Annotated in this window: 17 protein-coding genes and 1 pseudogene; 6 read left to right on the top strand and 12 right to left on the bottom strand. The window is 56.0% G+C overall.

Translation table 11 applies throughout. From position 1 onward, the window contains the following. Positions 1-5 precede the first annotated feature (5 nt). The 3 genes from SPE70_RS01450 to SPE70_RS01440 all read right to left on the bottom strand — a co-directional run bounded on the left by SPE70_RS01450 (position 6) and on the right by SPE70_RS01440 (position 2,500). Positions 6-923: a nucleotidyl transferase AbiEii/AbiGii toxin family protein gene (locus tag SPE70_RS01450; RefSeq protein ID WP_040971114.1), complete on the bottom strand. Its 918-nt coding sequence runs from the start codon at positions 921-923 to the stop codon at positions 6-8. Positions 924-928: 5 nt separating this feature from the next. Beyond that, a complete protein-coding gene (locus tag SPE70_RS01445; protein WP_040971113.1) occupies positions 929-1,687 on the bottom strand; it encodes a type IV toxin-antitoxin system AbiEi family antitoxin in 759 nt (252 codons plus the stop codon). Positions 1,688-1,771: 84 nt separating this feature from the next. After that, entirely contained in the window at positions 1,772-2,500 is a 729-nt protein-coding gene (locus tag SPE70_RS01440; protein WP_008807258.1) for a response regulator transcription factor, read from the bottom strand. A gap of 272 nt (positions 2,501-2,772) precedes the next feature. On the opposite strand from SPE70_RS01440, the gene fdhF reads away from it, so the two are divergent. Together fdhF and SPE70_RS01430 are read left to right on the top strand one after the other, a co-directional pair. Continuing rightward, positions 2,773-4,920, top strand: a complete 2,148-nt coding sequence (fdhF, locus tag SPE70_RS01435; RefSeq protein ID WP_077625434.1) for a formate dehydrogenase subunit alpha — start codon at positions 2,773-2,775, stop codon at positions 4,918-4,920. A 529-nt stretch (positions 4,921-5,449) separates the two neighbouring features. After that, positions 5,450-6,136 (top strand): tetratricopeptide repeat protein, encoded by a 687-nt coding sequence (locus SPE70_RS01430; RefSeq protein WP_016160120.1) that lies wholly within the window; start codon positions 5,450-5,452, stop codon positions 6,134-6,136. A 34-nt stretch (positions 6,137-6,170) separates the two neighbouring features. On the opposite strand, the gene gltP is transcribed toward SPE70_RS01430, so the two are convergent. Together gltP and SPE70_RS01420 are read right to left on the bottom strand one after the other, a co-directional pair. Next, positions 6,171-7,484 carry a glutamate/aspartate:proton symporter GltP gene (gltP, locus tag SPE70_RS01425; protein ID WP_012543161.1) on the bottom strand — a complete coding sequence of 438 codons (1,314 nt, stop codon included), beginning with the start codon at positions 7,482-7,484 and terminating at the stop codon, positions 6,171-6,173. 111 nt (positions 7,485-7,595) lie between these two features. Further along, a pseudogene (locus SPE70_RS01420) lies at positions 7,596-7,796 on the bottom strand (hypothetical protein). A gap of 100 nt (positions 7,797-7,896) precedes the next feature. Between SPE70_RS01420 and acs the strand changes: the two are divergent. The 3 genes from acs (at position 7,897) to actP (ending at position 12,002) form a co-directional block, all read left to right on the top strand. Continuing rightward, positions 7,897-9,855: an acetate--CoA ligase gene (acs, locus tag SPE70_RS01415; protein ID WP_008807262.1), complete on the top strand. Its 1,959-nt coding sequence runs from the start codon at positions 7,897-7,899 to the stop codon at positions 9,853-9,855. A gap of 183 nt (positions 9,856-10,038) precedes the next feature. After that, positions 10,039-10,350: a DUF485 domain-containing protein gene (locus tag SPE70_RS01410; RefSeq protein WP_004177812.1), complete on the top strand. Its 312-nt coding sequence runs from the start codon at positions 10,039-10,041 to the stop codon at positions 10,348-10,350. Beyond that, the gene (gene actP / locus SPE70_RS01405) at positions 10,350-12,002 is read left to right on the top strand and encodes a cation/acetate symporter ActP (RefSeq protein WP_024623073.1); all 1,653 of its coding nucleotides are present in this window, start codon (positions 10,350-10,352) and stop codon (positions 12,000-12,002) included. Before SPE70_RS01410 ends, actP begins: the two co-directional genes overlap by 1 nt. 54 nt (positions 12,003-12,056) lie before the next feature. Here actP and SPE70_RS01400 read toward each other — a convergent pair whose 3' ends face one another. The 7 genes from SPE70_RS01400 to SPE70_RS01370 form a co-directional block, all read right to left on the bottom strand. After that, positions 12,057-13,154, bottom strand: a complete 1,098-nt coding sequence (locus SPE70_RS01400; protein ID WP_023296901.1) for a type 1 fimbrial protein — start codon at positions 13,152-13,154, stop codon at positions 12,057-12,059. Positions 13,155-13,173: 19 nt separating this feature from the next. Further along, positions 13,174-13,725 (bottom strand): fimbrial protein, encoded by a 552-nt coding sequence (locus SPE70_RS01395; protein ID WP_044613841.1) that lies wholly within the window; start codon positions 13,723-13,725, stop codon positions 13,174-13,176. Between the two features lie 36 nt (positions 13,726-13,761). Then, positions 13,762-16,341 carry a fimbria/pilus outer membrane usher protein gene (locus tag SPE70_RS01390; RefSeq protein ID WP_064170545.1) on the bottom strand — a complete coding sequence of 860 codons (2,580 nt, stop codon included), beginning with the start codon at positions 16,339-16,341 and terminating at the stop codon, positions 13,762-13,764. After that, the gene (locus tag SPE70_RS01385; protein WP_032691118.1) at positions 16,295-16,984 is read right to left on the bottom strand and encodes a fimbrial assembly chaperone; all 690 of its coding nucleotides are present in this window, start codon (positions 16,982-16,984) and stop codon (positions 16,295-16,297) included. Before SPE70_RS01385 ends, SPE70_RS01390 begins: the two co-directional genes overlap by 47 nt. A gap of 60 nt (positions 16,985-17,044) precedes the next feature. Further along, the gene (locus SPE70_RS01380; protein WP_074442684.1) at positions 17,045-17,602 is read right to left on the bottom strand and encodes a fimbrial protein; all 558 of its coding nucleotides are present in this window, start codon (positions 17,600-17,602) and stop codon (positions 17,045-17,047) included. Positions 17,603-18,112: 510 nt separating this feature from the next. Further along, positions 18,113-18,802 (bottom strand): LrgB family protein, encoded by a 690-nt coding sequence (locus SPE70_RS01375; protein ID WP_063105931.1) that lies wholly within the window; start codon positions 18,800-18,802, stop codon positions 18,113-18,115. Beyond that, complete coding sequence (locus SPE70_RS01370; RefSeq protein WP_023339420.1) at positions 18,795-19,205, bottom strand: CidA/LrgA family protein; 411 nt, start codon at positions 19,203-19,205, stop codon at positions 18,795-18,797. Before SPE70_RS01370 ends, SPE70_RS01375 begins: the two co-directional genes overlap by 8 nt. Positions 19,206-19,310: 105 nt before the next feature. On the opposite strand from SPE70_RS01370, the gene SPE70_RS01365 reads away from it, so the two are divergent. After that, on the top strand, positions 19,311-20,192 hold the full coding sequence (locus SPE70_RS01365; protein WP_012543171.1) for a LysR family transcriptional regulator: 882 nt from the start codon (positions 19,311-19,313) through the stop codon (positions 20,190-20,192). The last annotated feature ends 68 nt before the right edge of the window (positions 20,193-20,260 follow it).

Genomic DNA, 20,260 nt, shown 5'->3' with positions numbered 1-20,260 from the left:
GATGACTAACTGCGCCACTCGGCCAACACCTTTTCCAGTTTATCTAATGACTCAGCGCGTTTTATCGCTGGCATCTGATGAATATTGCGCAATTTCCACTGCACGGCAGGCAAATCCTGAATACGCGTTTCCGGCGCTAAACGCCAGTCTGGTTCGCCTCGTTTAAATGACAGCAAAAAATCGACATCCTGTTGCGTGAAACAGGATTTTAACGCATCAATCATCCTGTAGGGGACTGCTGTCAGTTCCTCCAGGGCTATCGTCTCAAATGTCATCCCGCTGAATTCACGGTAAAAGGGTTCAGCAATATCTTTCCAGCGAGGACTAAGCACTTCAGCCAGAGGCCGATTATGGCTAAGTAAATACGCGATAAACCCATTGAAAATGGGACGGTTAAGCTCCTGCGCATCAAGAAGTAATTTCACATCATAAAAATCTCTGGGATGCTGGCGATCCAGCGCCGCGCATAATTTTCCACCGTAGAGATCGGGCAACGAAACCACCGGAAGGCTGGCATAGCCAAAAACGTCCTCTACCGCCCCCACCACCTCTCGCTCCTGTGGTGGATATAATGTTCCCCGTGCGACCGGTGAGACCTCTATCTTTATTTGTGCGCTATCGGTAGTAACAACGACACGCATCTCATCGGAACGATTAGCTTGTAATACAGCGTTCATACCTGCCTGTTGTTGCAGATTAGCGGCAATACGTGCAAGCGCATCCCGTATATGAGGTAAAGCGATCGTTCTGCTTTCCAGGGGCACCCAGGCGAGGTCGATATCCACCGATAATCGTGGGAAATCACGGATAAAGAGATTGATTGCCGTGCCACCTTTCAGAGCAAATTCCCGTTCGACGGCAACATAGGGTAAAACCTGCATTAACAGAGCAACCTGCCGATAATAGGGCGCCTGTATATCCATATTTTTTATTCCTTTTGAAAGCGTTCAGGCACAGTGATTTGATATTGAGCATTGAACTTGCCATTTACCACGATTTGCCGCTTACCCGCACCCAGATCGATTTTTTGGCTATCGATTCGTCTGAGCCAACCATGCTCGTAAAAACTGGCGAAAAAGAGATACAAACGCTTGGTCTGCACGGACTGGCTGACAGAAAGCAGATACTCTACTTTACGAGGATTAAGATTAACCAGTCCCTGGAAAAGCTCTGCCGCGTGGTTAAATGAGAGGGTCCCCGGTACCGCGCTCAACAACTCGTAAGCAGCCAGTTCCGGCGCACTGCCGGTGAGTCTTTTCCCTTTTACATCAAGCATTACGCGGTATTTATCATCCAGCACCGGCAGTTTTTGCCCCGATATGACTATCCACTCCACACCCGGGAATTCCCTGAACCATTTTGGCAGCAGCGCTTTATTTTCCATACTCAACCAGCACTGGTTTTGTTTGAGCTGTAGATAGTGTGAACGACCCTGCCAGACTAAGCTACTGAGCCCCGCGACATACACCGGAGCGGCTAGCTGATTTTGCAAACATGCTAATGCATCGTTCCACTCCGGCTCACGTCCCGCACGCGCGTATACGCCGTTGCCTCGTTTTTTTAACCAGCCACTTTGCGTGTATTTAAAGGCCAGAGAGGGAGAGATGGCATGCCGGCTTAACCAGGACTGAAGGATCACATCTCCGGGAGCACTGTTTTGCAGCAGCCAGTTTAATTTTGATGGCATAGATTAACCCAAGGTGTCACTTTAATAAAAAAAGTAAACTCGCCGCGCTAAATAAAGTCAAGAGCAGGTTGGCAGCACCTCGCCCTACGCCGCCTTATCGCTGTGGGTCACATCGGCGGAAAAGACATAGCCCAGACCGCGCAGGGTTTTAATCAACGTCGGCTGATGCGGGTTTAACTCGATTTTGCGGCGCAGGCGCATGATCAGCACGTCGATGGTCCGGTCGAACACCTCAGTGCTTTCATTATGAGTCAGCGCCAGCAGCTGTTCGCGATTCAATACCCGGCGCGCGTTCTGCGCCAGCGCCAGCAGCAGGCCATATTCTCCCTGGGTCAGCGGGATCGCCTGCTGCTGCGGGTTATACAGTTCGCAGCGCGTGGTATCCAGCCGCCAGCCGTTAAACGTCAGGCCGCTGCCGACGCCCGACGTCTCGCCGGCCAGCGCCCCGCTGCGTCGCAGTACCGCTTTCACCCGGGCGACCACCACCCGCGAGCTGAAAGGTTTGGCGATGTAATCATCGGCGCCCATCTCCAGGCCCACCACTACATCAGACTCACTGCCCAGACCAGACAGCATCACCACCGGCAACTCAGGCCGCGTGCGCTGCAGCTGCTGAAGCACCTGCAGACCATGGGTATCCGGCAGGATCATATCCAGCAAAACCAGCGCGATGTCTGCCCGCTGCGCCACCCTCGCCAGCGCGTCGCCGCCGGTCTGGCAGACCAATACTTCAAACGCGTGCGCGCCAAGCACATCGCTGAGCAGTTCGCCCATCGCTATGTCGTCATCCACCACCAAAATGACTGGTTTCATCTTTGCCTCTGCCCGCGGGGAATTAGTGTCAGTCTGATCGATTCTGCAAGCCTGCGCCGACAAATTCCTCTCCCGGTGACATTTTTTCAAGCGCCGTCACATCTCCGGCGTATCGACACGTCAAATCTGTCGACAGGCTGTTTTTCGTCAGCATTTCGCCCAAAAAAGCCGCGTATCATCAAGGAATATCCACAATGAAAATATGGCATAGAAGATGCATAGTGACGGCGCGATAGCGCAAACGCGCCCATTGAATAACTGGAGCAAGACCGATGAAAAAAGTCGTCACGGTTTGCCCGTATTGCGCATCAGGTTGCAAAATCAACCTGGTGGTCGATAACGGCAAAATCGTTCGGGCTGAAGCGGCGCAGGGGAAAACCAACCAGGGAACCCTGTGCCTGAAGGGCTATTATGGCTGGGACTTTATTAACGATACCCAGATCCTGACGCCGCGCCTGAAAACCCCCATGATCCGTCGTCAACGCGGCGGCAAGCTGGAAGCTGTCTCCTGGGATGAGGCGCTGGATTACGTCGCCACTCGCCTCAGCGCCATTAAAGCCAAATATGGCCCGGATGCGATCCAAACCACCGGCTCCTCCCGCGGCACCGGTAATGAAACCAACTATGTGATGCAAAAATTCGCGCGCGCCGTTATTGGTACCAATAACGTCGACTGCTGCGCTCGCGTCTGACACGGCCCTTCGGTTGCAGGTCTGCACCAGTCGGTCGGTAACGGCGCCATGAGTAATGCCATCACGGAGATTGATAACACCGATCTGGTGTTTATCTTCGGTTACAACCCGGCGGATTCCCACCCTATCGTGGCGAATCACGTCATTAACGCCAAACGCAACGGGGCGAAAATCATCGTCTGCGACCCGCGCAAAATTGAAACCGCGCGCATCGCCGACATGCACATTGCGCTGAAGAACGGCTCGAATATCGCGCTGCTCAACGCCATTGGCCACGTGATTATTGAAGAGGATCTGTACGATAAATCCTTCGTCGCCAGCCGTTCCGAGGGCTTCGAGGAGTATCGCAAAATCGTTGAAGGCTATACGCCGGAGTCGGTGGAAGAGATCACCGGGGTTAGCGCCCAGGAGATCCGCGCCTGCGCCCGGATGTACGCCAGCGCCAAATCCGCCGCCATCCTGTGGGGCATGGGCGTCACCCAGTTCTATCAGGGCGTGGAGACGGTCCGGTCGCTGACCAGCCTGGCGATCCTCACCGGCAACCTCGGCAAGCCGAGCGTCGGCGTCAACCCGGTACGCGGCCAGAACAACGTCCAGGGGGCCTGCGATATGGGCGCGCTGCCGGATACCTATCCGGGCTACCAGTACGTCAAATTCCCGGAGAACCGCGAGAAGTTCGCCAAAGCCTGGGGCGTCGACAGCCTGCCGGAACATACCGGCTATCGCATCAGCGAGCTGCCGCATCGCGCGGCGCACGGTGAAGTGCGGGCAGCGTACATCATGGGTGAGGATCCGCTGCAGACCGATGCCGAACTCTCGGCGGTCCGCAAAGCGTTCGACGATCTGGAACTGGTTATCGTCCAGGACATTTTCATGACCAAAACCGCCTCCGCGGCCGACGTCATCCTGCCGTCCACATCGTGGGGCGAGCACGAAGGCGTGTATACCGCAGCGGACCGCGGCTTCCAGCGCTTCTTTAAAGCCGTGGAGCCGAAGTGGGACCTGAAAACCGACTGGCAGATCATCAGCGAAATCGCCACCCGGATGGGCTATCCGATGCACTACAACAATACCCAGGAGATCTGGGATGAGTTGCGGCATCTGTGCCCGGACTTCTACGGCGCCACCTATGAGAAAATGGGCGAACTCGGCTACGTCATGTGGCCATGCCGCGATGAGTCCGACGCCGACCAGGGGACGTCGTATCTGTTTAAAGAGAAGTTCGATACCCCGAACGGGCTGGCGCAGTTCTTCACCTGCGACTGGGTCGCGCCGATCGATAAGCTCACCGACGAGTACCCAATGGTGCTGTCGACGGTGCGCGAAGTCGGCCACTACTCGTGTCGTTCAATGACCGGTAACTGCGCGGCGCTGGCGGCACTGGCGGATGAACCTGGCTATGCGCAAATCAACACCGCCGACGCCGAACGGTTAGGCATCGAAGATGAAGCGCTGGTGTGGGTGAATTCGCGTAAGGGTCGGATCATCACCCGCGCGCAGGTCAGCGACCGGCCGAACAAAGGCGCGGTGTATATGACCTACCAGTGGTGGATCGGTGCCTGTAACGAGCTGGTCTCAGAGAACCTGAGTCCGATAACCAAAACGCCGGAGTACAAGTACTGCGCGGTCAACGTTGAGCGGATTGCCGATCAGCGCGCGGCGGAACAGTACGTGATTGATGAGTACAACAAGCTGAAAGCCCGCCTGCGCGAAAGCGCGATGGGTTAAGGTTCGAACCTTTGTACCATTGAGTAGCCCCGGTAAGCGTTAGCGCCACCGGGGATTTTCCCCGGTGGCGGCGCATTGCGCCTTCTCCGGGCTACCAAATCGCACAACGCTGTAGCCCCGGTAAGCGGTAGCGATACCGGGGATTTTCCCCGGAGGCGGCGCATTGCGCCTTCTCCGGGCTACCAAATCGCACAACGCTGTAGCTCCGGTAAGCGGTAGCGATACCGGGGATTTTCCCCGGAGGCGGCGCATTGCGCCTTCTCCGGGCTACCAAATCGCACAACGCTGTAGCCCCGGTAAGCGTTAGCGCCACCGGGGATTTTCTCCGGAGGCGGCGCGTTGCGCCTTCTCCGGGCTACCAAATCGCACAACGCTGTAGCCCCGGTAAGCGGTAGCGATACCGGGGATTTTCCCCGGAGGCGGCGCGTTGCGCCTTCTCCGGGTATTTACCCCGCTAATTCCCGCCATTTTCTTCTTTTTCGCCTCCCTTTATACTGCGCGCTATGTTCCTTGCTGATAATAAATACAAATGAAATACCTCTTTTTATTTCTACTGGTTTTCACCAGCGGCGCAGCGGTCGCCACCGAACCGGGCAGCCAGTATCAACAGCAGGCGGAAGCCGGCGATCGACGCGCGCAATATTACCTTGCCGATACCTGGGTCAGCTCCGGTGATTATCAGAAAGCCGAATACTGGGCGCAGAAGGCCGCCGCCCAGGGCGATGGCGATGCACTGGCGCTGCTGGCGCAGCTCAAAATTCGCAACCCTCAGCAGGCGGACTATCCGCAGGCCCGCCAGCTGGCGGAAAAAGCCGTCAAGGTCGGCAGTAAATCCGGGGAGATCGTTCTGGCGCGGGTGCTGGTGAACCGTCAGGCTGGCCCCACCGATGTGGCGCACGCCATCACGCTGCTGCAGGATGCCGCCCGGGATAGCGAAAGCGATGCAGCGGTGGACGCCCAGATGCTGCTGGGGCTGATCTACGCCAGCGGCGTGCACGGCCCGGAAGATGATGTGAAAGCGAGCGAATACTTCAAAGGCAGCTCGGCGCTCTCACGGACCGGCTATGCCGAATACTGGGCCGGGATGATGTTCCAGCAGGGAGAGAAAGGCTTTATCGAACCGAATAAGCAGAAGGCGCTGCACTGGCTTAACGTCAGCTGCCTGGAGGGGTTTGATACCGGCTGCGAAGAGTTTGACCGGATCAGTAAAGGATAAGAAAAAGCCCGGCGTTCGCGCCGGGCTTTGTGTTTTATTGGGCGGTTTTATCAAACTTGCCCAGCACTTCGCGTTCATACGCCAGCGCTTTTTTGCGGTCGAACTTATGCTCCCATTTGGCGATAACCAGCACCGCCAGCGCATTGCCCACCACGTTCAGCGCGGTACGCGCCATGTCGAGAATACGGTCGACACCGGCGATAAAGGCGAGGCCTTCCAGCGGGATCCCCACGCTACCCAGGGTTGCCAGCAGCACCACGAAGGAGACGCCCGGCACGCCAGCGATCCCTTTCGAGGTCACCATCAGAGTCAGCACCAGGGTGATCTCCTGCCAGATAGAGAGGTCGATACCATACAGCTGGGCGATAAAGATCGCCGCGATGCTCTGATACAGCGTTGAGCCATCGAGGTTAAAGGAATAACCGGTCGGCACCACAAAGCTGGTGATCGACGCCGGCGCGCCATAGGCTTCCATCTTCTCGATAATGCGCGGCAGCACGCTCTCCGAGCTGGCGGTGGAGTAGGCCAGAATCAGCTCATCTTTCAGGATACGGATCAGGATCCAGATGCTCAGGCCACACAGACGCGCGACAATCCCCAGCACCACCAGCGCGAAGAACAGGATCGCGAAGTAAACCAGCAGTACCAGCTTGGCCAGCGGCCACAGCGAGGCGAAACCAAAGGTGGCGACGGTCACCGAAATCAGGGCGAACACCCCGATCGGCGCATAGCGCATCACCATGTGGGTGACTTTAAACATGGTTTCGGAGATGGAGCGGAAGACCGTCACCAGCGGCTCACGGTGGGTCGCCGGCAGCGAGGAGAGCCCCAAACCAAACAGCACCGAGAAGAAGATAATCGGCAGCATATCGCCTTTCGCCATCGACGCCACGATGTTGGTCGGGACCAGCGACAGGATAGTGCCCATCAGGCCATGCGCATGGCTTTGCACCTCGGCAGTCGTGCTCTGATATTTCGAAATATCAACCGCCGCCAGCTGTGACATATCAATGCCGGTCCCCGGCTGAAAGACGTTGGCCAGGGTGATACCCAGCACGATCGCCACCGTGGTGATCACTTCGAAATAGATAATGGTTTTGGCGCCGATCCGGCCTAACTGCTTGGCATCGCCCACGCCGGCAATCCCGACCACCAGGGTCGAAATGACAATCGGGACCACGATCATTTTAATCAGATGGATAAAGATATCGCCCGCCGGCGTCAGCAAATTGCTAATCAACCAATCGCGACTTTCGGCGTGGTAATGCAGATAACTGCCCAGAAGGATACCCAGCACCAGGGCTAGCAAGATTTGCCAGGCCAGACTGACTTTTTTCGTTTTCTTCACTACTGACTTCCTCAATGAAAGGCACCATTCCTTTTCGTCATGGTACCCACTGCAGGGGGTATGAATTGTGTTGCGTTGCTTTGTGGGGTTATTTAACGCGCAATATCAGTATCATTTGCACGGCATGCTGCGCAAGCCTTTAAGAATAGGGCTTTCTTCTGGTTTTCTGCATAAAGTCACGAATTTTCCCCAGTTACAATGCATAAGTATTTGTAATAAAAAATATTTCACACCTTCCGTTTCTATAAATTCATTTACGTAATTATTTCACTTCAAAGTTTCATTTGATGAAATTTCACTCAGTTGAATCATTGCGTGATCTGCCCCCCAATTAACAAACAAAGCTGTCAAAACCCCTACTATTAACGTTTGTTTGACATATATTTAACAAGTTCAAAGGAGAAAAAAAGCCATGAGCCAAATACACAAACACCCTATTCCCGCTAATATCGCGGAACGTTGCCTGATTAACCCGGAACAGTACAAGGCGCAGTACCAACAATCCATAACCGACCCTGATACATTTTGGGGCGAGCAGGGCAAGATCCTTGACTGGATACGCCCCTATACCCGCGTGAAGAACACCTCTTTCGCGCCGGGTAATATTTCCATCAAATGGTATGAAGATGGCACCCTGAACCTCGCCGCCAACTGCCTCGACCGCCATCTCGCCGAGCGCGGCGATCAAACCGCCATCATCTGGGAAGGCGACGACGCCAGCCAGAGCAAGCACATCACCTACCGTGAACTGCATGCGGACGTGTGCCGCTTCGCCAATGTGCTGCTCGACCTTGGGATTAAAAAAGGCGATGTGGTCGCCATTTATATGCCGATGGTGCCGGAAGCCGCGGTGGCGATGCTGGCCTGCGCCCGCATCGGCGCTATCCACTCAGTGATTTTCGGCGGCTTCTCGCCGGAGGCGGTGGCCGGGCGCATTATCGACTCCAGCTCGCGCCTGGTGATCACCGCTGACGAAGGGCTGCGCGCTGGTCGCGCCATCCCGCTGAAGAAAAACGTTGATGACGCGCTGAAAAACCCGAACGTCAACAGTATTGAGCATGTCGTGGTCCTGAAACGTACCGGCGGCAAAATCGACTGGCAGGAAGGCCGCGACCTGTGGTGGAGCGACCTGATGGCCAATGCCAGCGCCGAGCACCGGCCCGTCGAGATGAACGCCGAAGATCCGCTGTTCATCCTCTATACCTCCGGCTCCACCGGCAAACCGAAAGGGGTGCTGCACACCACCGGCGGCTATCTGGTCTACGCGGCCACCACCTTTAAATACGTTTTCGACTACCATCCGGGCGATATTTACTGGTGCACCGCCGATGTGGGCTGGGTCACCGGCCACAGCTATCTGCTGTATGGTCCGCTGGCCTGCGGCGCCACCACCCTGATGTTCGAAGGGGTACCGAACTGGCCAACCCCGGCGCGTATGTGCCAGGTCGTCGATAAGCATAAGGTCAGCATTCTCTATACCGCCCCGACGGCTATCCGCGCCCTGATGGCGGAAGGCGACAAAGCTATCGAAGGCACAGACCGTTCCTCGCTGCGCATTCTCGGCTCGGTCGGCGAACCGATTAACCCGGAAGCCTGGGAGTGGTACTGGAAGAAGATCGGCAACGAGAAGTGCCCGGTGATGGACACCTGGTGGCAGACCGAAACCGGCGGCTTTATGATCACCCCGCTGCCGGGCGCAATCGAGCTGAAGGCCGGCTCCGCGACGCGTCCGTTCTTCGGCGTCCAGCCGGTGCTGGTGGATAACGAAGGCCTGCCGCTGGATGGCGCCACCGAGGGCAATCTTGCCATCGCCGACTCCTGGCCCGGCCAGGCGCGTACCCTGTTCGGTGACCATGAGCGCTTTGAGCAAACCTACTTCTCCACCTTCAAAAATATGTACTTTAGCGGCGATGGCGCGCGTCGCGATGAAGATGGTTACTACTGGATCACTGGCCGCGTGGATGACGTGCTGAACGTCTCCGGCCACCGTCTGGGTACCGCGGAAATTGAATCCGCGCTGGTGTCGCACCCGAAAATCGCTGAGGCGGCGGTGGTGGGGATCCCGCACAACATCAAAGGCCAGGCCATCTACGCCTACGTGACGCTCAATCACGGCGAAGAACCAACGCCGGAGCTGTATGCCGAAGTGCGTAACTGGGTGCGCAAAGAGATCGGCCCGCTGGCGACGCCGGATGTGCTGCACTGGACCGATTCGCTACCGAAAACCCGCTCGGGCAAAATCATGCGTCGCATTCTGCGTAAGATTGCCGCGGGCGACACCAGCAACCTCGGCGATACCTCGACGCTCGCCGATCCTGGCGTCGTGGAAAAACTGCTCGAAGAGAAGCAGGCCATAACGATGCCATCGTAAGCAAGGACCGATTCCCTACACCCTCTCCCCCGCCGGGGAGAGGATAAAAATAAGTCCCTCCCCCAGGATTCCACTCGCAGGAACGCCGTCAGCAAACCGTATCCCGGCTCCATCGCCGGAGGGGTTGCTGTCGCCAGCGTCCGCTGAGTGGATGACGAAAGGGAGACCTCTGGAGACGCTAAGATGAATGAACAACTTTGTCAGCGGATAGAAAATAGTGCGCATTTCAGGGAGTTAGTTGCATCACGGCAACGGTTTGCCGCCATTCTGTCAGTGATTATGTTAGTGATCTACGTGGGCTTTATTTTGCTTATCGCCTTCGCGCCCGGCTGGCTCGGCACTCCGCTGCACGCCGGTACCAGCGTCACCCGCGGGATCCCGCTCGGCATTGGCGTGATCGTCATTTCGTTTATCCTGACCGGTATTTATGTCTGGCGGGCCAATGGTGAATTCGACCGTTTGACCAAGAGCGTTCTCAACGAGGTAAAAGCATGATCAAGAGAGTCCTGACGGCGCTCGCCGCCACGCTGCTGCCCCTCGGCGCTCACGCGGCAGACGCCATTACCGGCGCGGTACAGCGCCAGCCGACCAACTGGCAGGCGATTGTCATGTTCCTGATTTTCGTCGCCCTGACGCTTTACATCACCTACTGGGCCTCAAAACGGGTACGTTCGCGCAGCGATTATTATACCGCCGGCGGCAATATTACTGGCTTCCAGAACGGGCTGGCGATTGCCGGCGACTTTATGTCGGCAGCGTCGTTCCTCGGTATTTCCGCGCTAGTGTATACCTCAGGCTACGACGGCCTGATCTACTCGCTGGGCTTTCTCGTCGGCTGGCCGATTATCCTGTTTCTGATTGCCGAACGACTGCGCAACCTTGGCCGCTATACCTTTGCTGACGTCGCTTCATACCGCCTGAAGCAGGGGCCGATCCGCACCCTCTCCGCCTGCGGATCGCTGGTGGTGGTAGCGCTGTATCTGATCGCGCAGATGGTGGGCGCCGGCAAGCTGATCCAGCTGCTGTTCGGCCTCAATTACCATGTCGCCGTGGTGCTGGTTGGCGTGCTGATGGTGCTCTATGTCCTGTTCGGCGGCATGCTGGCAACCACCTGGGTGCAGATTATTAAAGCGGTTCTGCTGCTGTGCGGCGCCAGCTTTATGGCCTTTATGGTCATGAAGCACGTCGGCTTCAGCTTCAATAACCTGTTTACCGAGGCGATGGCCGTCCATCCGAAAGGGGCGGCGATTATGAGTCCCGGCGGACTGGTGAAAGATCCGATATCCGCGCTCTCTCTGGGTCTGGGTCTGATGTTCGGTACCGCCGGCCTGCCGCATATTCTGATGCGCTTCTTTACCGTGAGTGATGCCAAAGAAGCGCGTAAAAGCGTCTTCTACGCCACCGGTTTTATGGGCTATTTCTATATCCTGACCTTTATTATCGGCTTCGGCGCCATCATGCTGGTCGGCGCGAACCCGGCGTTTAAAGACGCGGCCGGACAGCTTATCGGCGGCAATAACATGGCGGCGGTGCATCTGGCGGATGCGGTGGGGGGCAATCTGTTCCTCGGCTTTATCTCCGCGGTCGCTTTCGCCACTATCCTGGCGGTGGTGGCTGGCCTGACGCTCGCCGGCGCCTCAGCGGTGTCGCACGACCTGTACGCCAACGTCTTCCGCAAGGGCGCGACCGAGCGTCAGGAGCTGAAGGTCTCCAAGATCACCGTGCTGATCCTCGGGGTGGTGGCCATTCTGCTGGGTATTCTGTTTGAAAATCAGAACATCGCTTTCATGGTCGGCCTGGCCTTCTCCATTGCCGCCAGCTGTAACTTCCCGATTATTCTGCTGTCGATGTACTGGTCGAAGCTGACCACCCGCGGCGCGATGGTCGGCGGCTGGCTGGGCCTGCTGACTGCGGTCATTCTGATGATCCTCGGCCCGACCATTTGGGTGCAGATCCTCGGCCATGAGAAAGCGCTGTTCCCGTATGAATATCCGGCGCTGTTCTCCATCGCCATCGCGTTCATCGGTATCTGGGTCTTCTCCGCCACCGATAACTCACCGGAAGGGATGCGCGAGCGCGAGCAGTTCCGCGCCCAGTTTATCCGTTCACAAACCGGGATCGGTATCGAACGCGGCCAGGCGCATTAATCGTTCTCTCCCCTTCCCCGGCGCCGTCCGGAGAAGGGGCTCACCCCCGACCTCTTAGTTATAGGTTAAGGTGATCACCCCGGTGGCGTTTGCCGAACCCGCGGTCACCGCGCTCCCCGTCTTGTAATAGTTAGTGGATAAGGCAAGCGTCTGCATGGCCGCGGCCCCGCCTGGGCTGTCGGGGTTGGTGAAATAGCTATAGCTGGCGTCCGCGCCGCTGTTGGTCACCGTCGTGCGGCTCGAAGTATAGAGGCTGATATCGGTATTTAACGGCAGCGCTTCGCCATCCATATTCAACTGAACCCCCACCCCGGTGGCAACATTCTCCTCTGCCGTTAAGGCTATCACCGTGTTGCCAGGGTTATCCCCACTCGCTTGCGCCGCCGCCACACGCATCGAAACGTTGGTTCCCGGCTCGCAGGCAAGGGTCAGGGACTGCCGCGCGTTCCCCACCTTCGTCGCGGTGTTGAACTCGCTGGCATTGATGCTTCCCATGGCAAAACTGAGATTATTGCTACCGACAATACACCCCATCGGGATCATCTGGATGCTGGTGGTGCCGCTGATGTGCAGCCGGGAAATGGAGAGCGTCGCCTTACTATCCTTCGCCGAAACCGTAGCCACCGGATCGCTGAACGATAATTGACTGTTGCTGGCGATAGCGCCGCCGGTGGCCACCAGCTGCAGCTGATATGCCGGGGTGTAATGGGTCGAGGCATAATAATCAAACAGGCCGGTGGGCTTACCGAGATAGTAATTCACATCGCCGATATAATGTACCTGCGAGTCGGGGCTGAAATCATCGGTATCACCGTCATATTCACCGCTGATATTGAGCCACACCTTGACGCGGAGGCCGATCCCCTGCACCGAGGTAGCATAGATATTATCCCCTATCAGCGCCCCGGCATTGTTCGAGGACCAGGCAAACACCGCGTAGGTGCTTCCCTCGCAGTTAATCAGCTCCGTTTGCGCGCGGGTAATTTTCCCCGAGTCATACAGCACGGTGCCCGCGGTGTAGCTCCCGGCGTTGACCAGAATCTTTTCCGGCAAGTTAGTCATCGAGACATCGCCATAGTTGGTTCCCGTGCAGGCCGCCCAGCTATAGAGGGGACACAGTACCAGCATGAACAAGAAGATCAGTTTTTTCATACCCATCCCTGTCGAAACGTTATTTGTAAGCCACATCGAACGTGGCGGTAAAGCCGACAATCCCCGGCCTTACCTGGCCATAGGGCGAAAACATGCGTGCTACCATATTGAAGATATGGACGTCGGCACGGTCACCAAAGGTATAAAGATACTGGTCGCCAGGCCCGAGGGGCTGCTGATCGGCAAGAGTGAGAAGTTGCATACCGACGCCGCTGGCCCCGTCGCTGCCTGTGCGGAAGTTTTTATAAACCGAGGTGTAAGTGTTATCGAATTTTGCTCCGCTAAATGCGATGGTTACCGCCGACGCATCGGCGGAACAACTGGAAAAGACCAGCTTAACCGGCACGCTGGCGCCGCTCGACCCGGCATTTCCGGAGAACGTCTGCGAGGAGACGGTGCCTAAATCGATACTGTTCGACGGTTCCACGGCCACCTCGCAGGAAGGCGCTTCGATGGTGCCCGTGACGTTAAAATTGACCGTGCTGCTGCCTTCATAAGCCAGCGCCGGAAGGGAGAGCAGCAAAAGGCTGGCCACCAGGATGCCCCTTGTGCTGCCGTCTCGCATATTCATATCAGCCCCTTCTTCCATGTTGAAAACCTGCATCTATTACCGGCATTCGGCCTGATAGAACAGAATATCGTCGCCAAGAGCCATGCTGGAGAAGTCGTAATGAACGGTGCACTGCTCACTGCTTTTCTCCCCCCAGCGCGCTAACAGCTGGCCTTTTTTCTGCAGCCCCGTGAGATACACCTGCCCCTCATCGCCGACAATATTGCTGCGCGCCGCGCTGGCGCGATCATTATCAAGGGTCACCAGCGCGCCGAAAGGCACCACACCGTTGCGAGTACGCAGGGTGAGCATCGCCTTATAGCCAATTCGGGTGTCATACTGCACTTTGACGATTGCATTGCGCGTTGGGACCACCGTTCTGGCGACGTTATCCACCTCGGCGCCAGCCATCTGCTGTTCATCCAGCGCCAGGCTGTTGCGATGGTAAGGGCGAACATACGGTACGACGGCATACCCGGCGGCATCCGTCGTCACGTTGGTCTGGCCCTGCACCCGCACATCGCTGACGCCGGGCGTTTCGATCAGTGCAGCACTCTCACCCAGAAAGCGCGACAGCGTGAGCCCGCCCGCGTGAGCAACCATGCCGCCGCGCAGCGAATAATTGTAGTGATTGCTGTAGTGGTCGTAGCCATAGCCGCCGGCGACATCGCCTTTTGCTCCCTGATAATTGACGCTGAGGTTGCCGGAGGTGCTCTTATCCCGGGTGTTGTAACCCTCCTGGAGGCTCCAGTTGAGAGAGCGATCCTCGAACGCCGAGCCATTGAGCCCCACGCTGTGCGTGGTGTCGTTATGCCGACCATGGTTCAAGGTGTAATTCGCCGAGAGCGTCTCGCCAAGCGGGATGCTTAGCGTCAGGGAGACGATGGTATCGCTGGCCGGCCGGTTATTGCCGCTGTCATCGGTGCTTTGCACATTGCGGTTATAGGAATAGTTAATAAAGTAGGAGGCCCTGCCAATCGACCCGCTATAGCCCACGCCTACCGACTCCATGCGCGAGCTGTCCCAATAGGTTTCATTGACCAGCGAAAGCGAGAGCGAACCATAGCCGAACAGCGTCTGCGACAGCGAAGCGTCAAACCGGCCTTTCGTTCTGCCGCTCTGCGTACAGCAGTCGCGCTGCGTGGAGGCGTTATCGACAAAATCCTGAAACGAATAGTATCCCGCGGTGGAGTAGCGATAGCCGGCCACGGAAAAGCTGGTGCCCGTCTGCAGAAAGCTTTTGCTGAAGCGGACGCGATACGATTGCCCCTGTTCTTTGCGGGTTGACGAGGCCGTATCGCTGGTTTTCACGTCGGCCCACGACTGAGAGCCGTCAAACGACAGCGCGCCGATGGTGCCAAGGTTAAAGCCAGCGCCTAACAGCAGGTTGGTGTATTTATCTTCCGCCTGCTGAAAGCCGGTATAGAGAGTAAAGTTACTGGTGGCGCCATAGGCCAGGGAAGACTGAATAAAGTTGTATTCTTTATCGTCGGAGCTGCCTGAGCGCGTCCTGCCGCTGCTCAGCGCATAGTCCAGCTGGCCCTCGCGCTGCAGGACCGCCAGCGAGGCAAAAGGCACCACAAAGTTTTGCTCGCTGCCGTCAGACTCTTTAACGGTGACGTACAGATCGCCGGCGCTGCCGGTGGCATACAGATCGTTAATCTCAAAGGCGCCGGGAGCGACGGTGGTTTTATAAATGCTGTAACCATTCTGATAAACCGAGACCTCCGCGGTGGTGCGCGCGATCCCTCGAATCGTCGGCGCAAAGCCATGCAGGCTATCCGGCAGCATCTCTTTGTCCGAACTGAGCTGCAGGCCGGTAAAGCTCACACTGTCGAAGATGCCGGAAGAGGTATAGGTATTACCGACCACCAGTTGACTGCGCAGGGTGTGAATATCGCGGGCAAGGTACGAGTAAACCGACTCCCAGCGGCTGCTGTTGTCGCTGTGGCTATAGGTGCTGTAGTTGCGCAGACGCCATGGCCCCAGATTCACCCCAGTCTGCAGGCTAACAAACTGGCTGTCTACGGTCGCGCCATTATGCCGCGGCGCATTGCGCTGCCCGGTGACACTATAGTTGAGAAGACCGGCGTTGATCCCCTGCTGCCACTGGCTCTCCGGTATATAGTCTCTTGGGCGATTCAGCATCGCGGCCTGCGGAACGGTAAAATCGATTCGCTGTTGGGCAAGAGACACCGAAAATGTCATCCCGGGGATCGCCGACAGCCGGGCGCAGGTTTCCCCTGCCGCGAACAGCTGGGGATAGGCGGTGGTATTAATCAACCACGAATTCAGATACTCCGCGGAAAGACAGGGAGAAGCGGTCGCGCCTGCGTCATGGCCAATTTCCTGAAAGGTCAGCGATTCTGAACTGACATACTTATCATTGATGTAAACATCCAGATGATAGGTGCCCGGCGGTACGCCATCTTGCGAAAAATAGGACAGATCCACCGAAGCCGCAGGATCCTCGGCGACTTCGAGTAAATTCGGGTTGAAATATTCACCGGCCTCAGCGCGAGAAGACAAGGTACTCAGGCACAAAACAATAGCGACGCAGATACTTTTGGTTGAAAACAGTAGCTCAACGCTACTGAATGATAGCGGTATATTTCTTCCCTGACATACCATAATCATTAATCACGCTCCATGTGATCTCTTTTTTCCCTGTCGCGGACAAGGTACTCTGCACGGGTATTTTTAAAGTAGAAAATGGGGCAGCAAACCATGCGCCAGAAATATTTTTCCCGTTAAGGCTAACCTGGGAAAAATTCATATACAGCGGTGAGTTATTTTTTACCGTCACCGAGTCCCCCGCTTTTCCCCACTGTAATTTTTCGGCATACGATTCCGGTGTATTGCCTTTTAACGCGGCAGGTCGATAAATCAATTTTATTTTCGAGTTGATGGCAAACTGCACCACATTTTTATCCGGGACATATTCCGTTGCCGGGATCCCTTTGATATTGAGCCAAAACATCGACTCGCGATCGTCGGGTAATTTTTTTCCTGAGCGGACAACGCGCACGAATCCTTTCTCTCCGGCTTTGAGACGGAACAGCGGCGGCGTAATAATAAACGCGTCTTTGGCTGGCGACGCGGCATCCACCACCGAGAGCCAGGACTGGACGATATTGCTGCTCTGATCTTTATTCTCAACCGTGATGACGGCGTTGTTTTTCGCACCATCAAACACCAGACGCGTGCCGCCCACGACCACGCTGGCTTGCGCAATAGAGGAAGACAGCAAAAAACCGACCACAAAAAAAGGATATCTCATACGTTTAATTAAAGGGGAATAGCAGACGATTCCCCTTTCTCCATTCAACAAAACGCCGAATTAATAATAAGTCACGTTATAAGTCACAGTTGTCTGAACGGTACCTTTCGTCGGATCGGTATCACCCGACTTCACCATTTTAACGGTGAATGGAATGGTTGCGGCACCGGAAGAAATATCGACATCCGAACCCTCTTCATTATTCTTCATCACCTTACCCGCTTCGTCGAAAAGGGCCACAGCAACACCGGTTGCCGGCTCATCAGTCGCCTGGTTTTTAAAATAATCGCTGTTCGCGGTATCGGAAACACCGCCAAAAGTGACGCGAGCGATGCTGTTGCCACCGTCTTCCGCGGTCGGGCAATCGGCTAAGCTAAAGGAGAAGTTCTTGGCAGCGCCGAAGGTATACGCTTTCAGATCCGCCACTGAGGTGGTGCCCATATCAATAGCCGTTACGCCGCCGTCAATGGTCGCCGTACAGGTCGTATCGGAAACAACACCATTAAAAGTAATGGTGTTATCGGCCTGAGCAACGGTAGACAGCACGCTGCAGGCAGAGAAAATCAGGGCACCCGCCAGAATTTTTTTACTCATCTTCATATTTATTCCCATATCCATTATAAACGACAATCAGTCCGTCAATTGTTTTATGCAGATATATTAGAGAATGAATTTGCATCCGCGCGGCGTCACATACACATTTACGTGACATATGATTTATGATAATTAATATTATACATAAATAAACGACCAGCATTTGAATCCATTCAATAATACAAGCCCGCGTAAAAAGAATAACGAACAGAGGGTAAAAGCTCAATTATTAATGTAAAAATTGATTTTTAAACAAATCGCCTTAAAAAATGAGAAAAATAAGATGAAGTTCCTTTGAAATCATAGCGATACAAACTTATAAAATTCTTAGAGATAATAAAAAGCCTATACATCATTCGCAATATAATTAGATCAGTATTGATTATGAAATATTTAGTTACAAAGAGAGGATGGTAATAAGAATTGCCTTAATCTTTTCTGATGACCAATAACCGGCATAAACAAAAAGGGGCGAAAATAGTTCACAACTATTCCGCCCCTCAATATTTCATAACAACCGGTTACACGAGAACGCTAAAACAGCAGCCAGCGCACTAACGGCGCCGCCAGCACCACCACTACGCCAGACAGCATCATCACCAGGCTGGCCACCACGCCCTCCTGCTGGCCCAGCTCATAGGAGCGCGCCGTCCCGGCACCATGGGAAGCCGCGCCGAACCCGGCTCCTTTCGCCATCCCTTCCCGGATAGCCAGGCGTAAAAACAGTATATCCCCCACCGCCATGCCAAAGACGCCGGTGATCACCACAAACAGCGCCACCAAATCGGGCTGACCACCGAGCGGTTTCGCCGCCGCCAGCGCAAAGGGCGTGGTCACCGAGCGCACCGCCAGGCTGCGCTGGATTTCATCAGACAACATCAATCCGCGCGCCAGCCATACGGAGCTGGTCACCGCCACCACCACCGCCGTTACCACCCCGGCGCTGAGCGACATCCAGTGGCGTTTGATCACCGCGACATTTTCATAGACCGGGACGGCAAAGGCGATGGTGGCGGGGCCCAGCAGCCACAGCAGCCAGTGGGTCTCTCCCATATAGCTCTGATAAGAGATATGGCCCAGCACCAGGATCAGCACCAGCAGGATCGGCGTGAACACCAGCGGCATCAGCGGCAGTTTATGAAAACGGCGATACAGTCTTTTATTGGCGTAATAGAGACCCAGCGTCGCCACCAGACACAGGACGCTCAGCATGACATCACTCATTTTTTAGCCGGCTCACTTCGTAACGGTAGACCCTGTCGACGACCCAGGCCGTCGCGCCGAGCACCATCAGCGTGCTTAAGGCAATCACCAGGAAAATCCGCCAGCCATCAACCATCAGCAGCTGGGTATAATTGACCACCGCGACCACCGCCGGGACGAAAAACAGCAGCATCTCCGCCAGCAACCAGCGGGCGCCGGCGCGAACCCAGCTCAGGGGGATCACCCGGCAGACGATCAGCAGCAGGAGCATCACCATGCCGACCAGGTTAGCCGGCAGGGGTACCTGCCACCTGTTCACCAGATATTGCGCAAAAATAAATAACCCGACATAAAGGAGCACCTGCAGCGGGATTTGAAGACGCTGCGCCACGACGGGGGCAACGCGAGCTGGCGCGAAGGCCATGAGCGATATTCCTGAAAAAAAGAAGTCAGGGGTGCAGTATAGAGAGCCGCAGAAGCGGACAGAAATGAATTAAAATCATCGCAGGTATAGTCTCAGGGAATAATTATGGATATCCGAACGCTGCGCTATTTCGTTGAAGTGGTTCGTCAGCAGAGTTTTACTCGCGCGGCGGAAAAGCTGTTCGTCACACAGCCCACCATCAGCAAGATGCTCAAAAATCTCGAAGATGAACTGAACTGCACGCTGTTGATCCGCGATGGCCGTAAACTGCTGCTCACCGATACCGGGCGCGTTGTTTTTGAACGCGGCCAGGCGATCCTTGGCGAGTTCAGCCAGCTGGAGTCAGAACTGAGCGATATCAACCACCTGCATAAAGGGGTGTTGCGGCTTGGCATTCCACCGATGGTCGGAATGCTGATGGCGGAGCCGATCAGCCGCTTCCGCGAGCGCTACCCGGGCGTCGAGCTGAAAATCGCCGAGTTTGGCGGCCTGACGGTCCAGCAGGCGGTCAGCAACGGCGAGCTCGATATGGCGATGACCGCCCTGCCCATCGAAGAGGGTAGCCACCTCACCACCCTGCCGTTGTTCAACCACCCGCTGTGCGTCCTGACGCCAAGAACCGCGCCGTGGGAGGGCGTGACCTCGCTCTCGCCGGCCGAGCTGGCGGCGTATCCGCTGGTCATCTACAACGAAGAATTTGCCCTCAGCCAGCAGCTGATGCGCCTGTTTGCCGAGCATGACGTAAAGCCGCGTATCGCGGTGCGCAGCGGCCAGTGGGATTTTCTCGCCGCGATGGTGCAGGCCGGCATTGGCGTGGCGATCCTGCCCGAGCCGATTTGCCAGCGTCTCGACCCGCAGAACTTTTGCTGGATCCCATTGCAAAGCGAGCTGCGCTGGGAGCTGGGGATGATTTGGCGGGAGGGCGTGTATATGTCGCGCAGCGCTGAGGCCTGGCTGGCGTGCAGTAAAGCGTTCTGGCTGGAATAATTCCCTGGTGACAACGCGTTTCACAGAGGAATGGGTAACCCGGGTCAGGCGCTTGCGCCGCTGCCCGG

The organism is Klebsiella sp. ZJOU C1 (genome assembly GCF_035620215.1).
Classification (GTDB): domain Bacteria; phylum Pseudomonadota; class Gammaproteobacteria; order Enterobacterales; family Enterobacteriaceae; genus Klebsiella; species Klebsiella variicola.
Note: the sequence above shows the minus strand (reverse complement) of the source record. Positions and strands in the feature narration are given on the sequence as shown.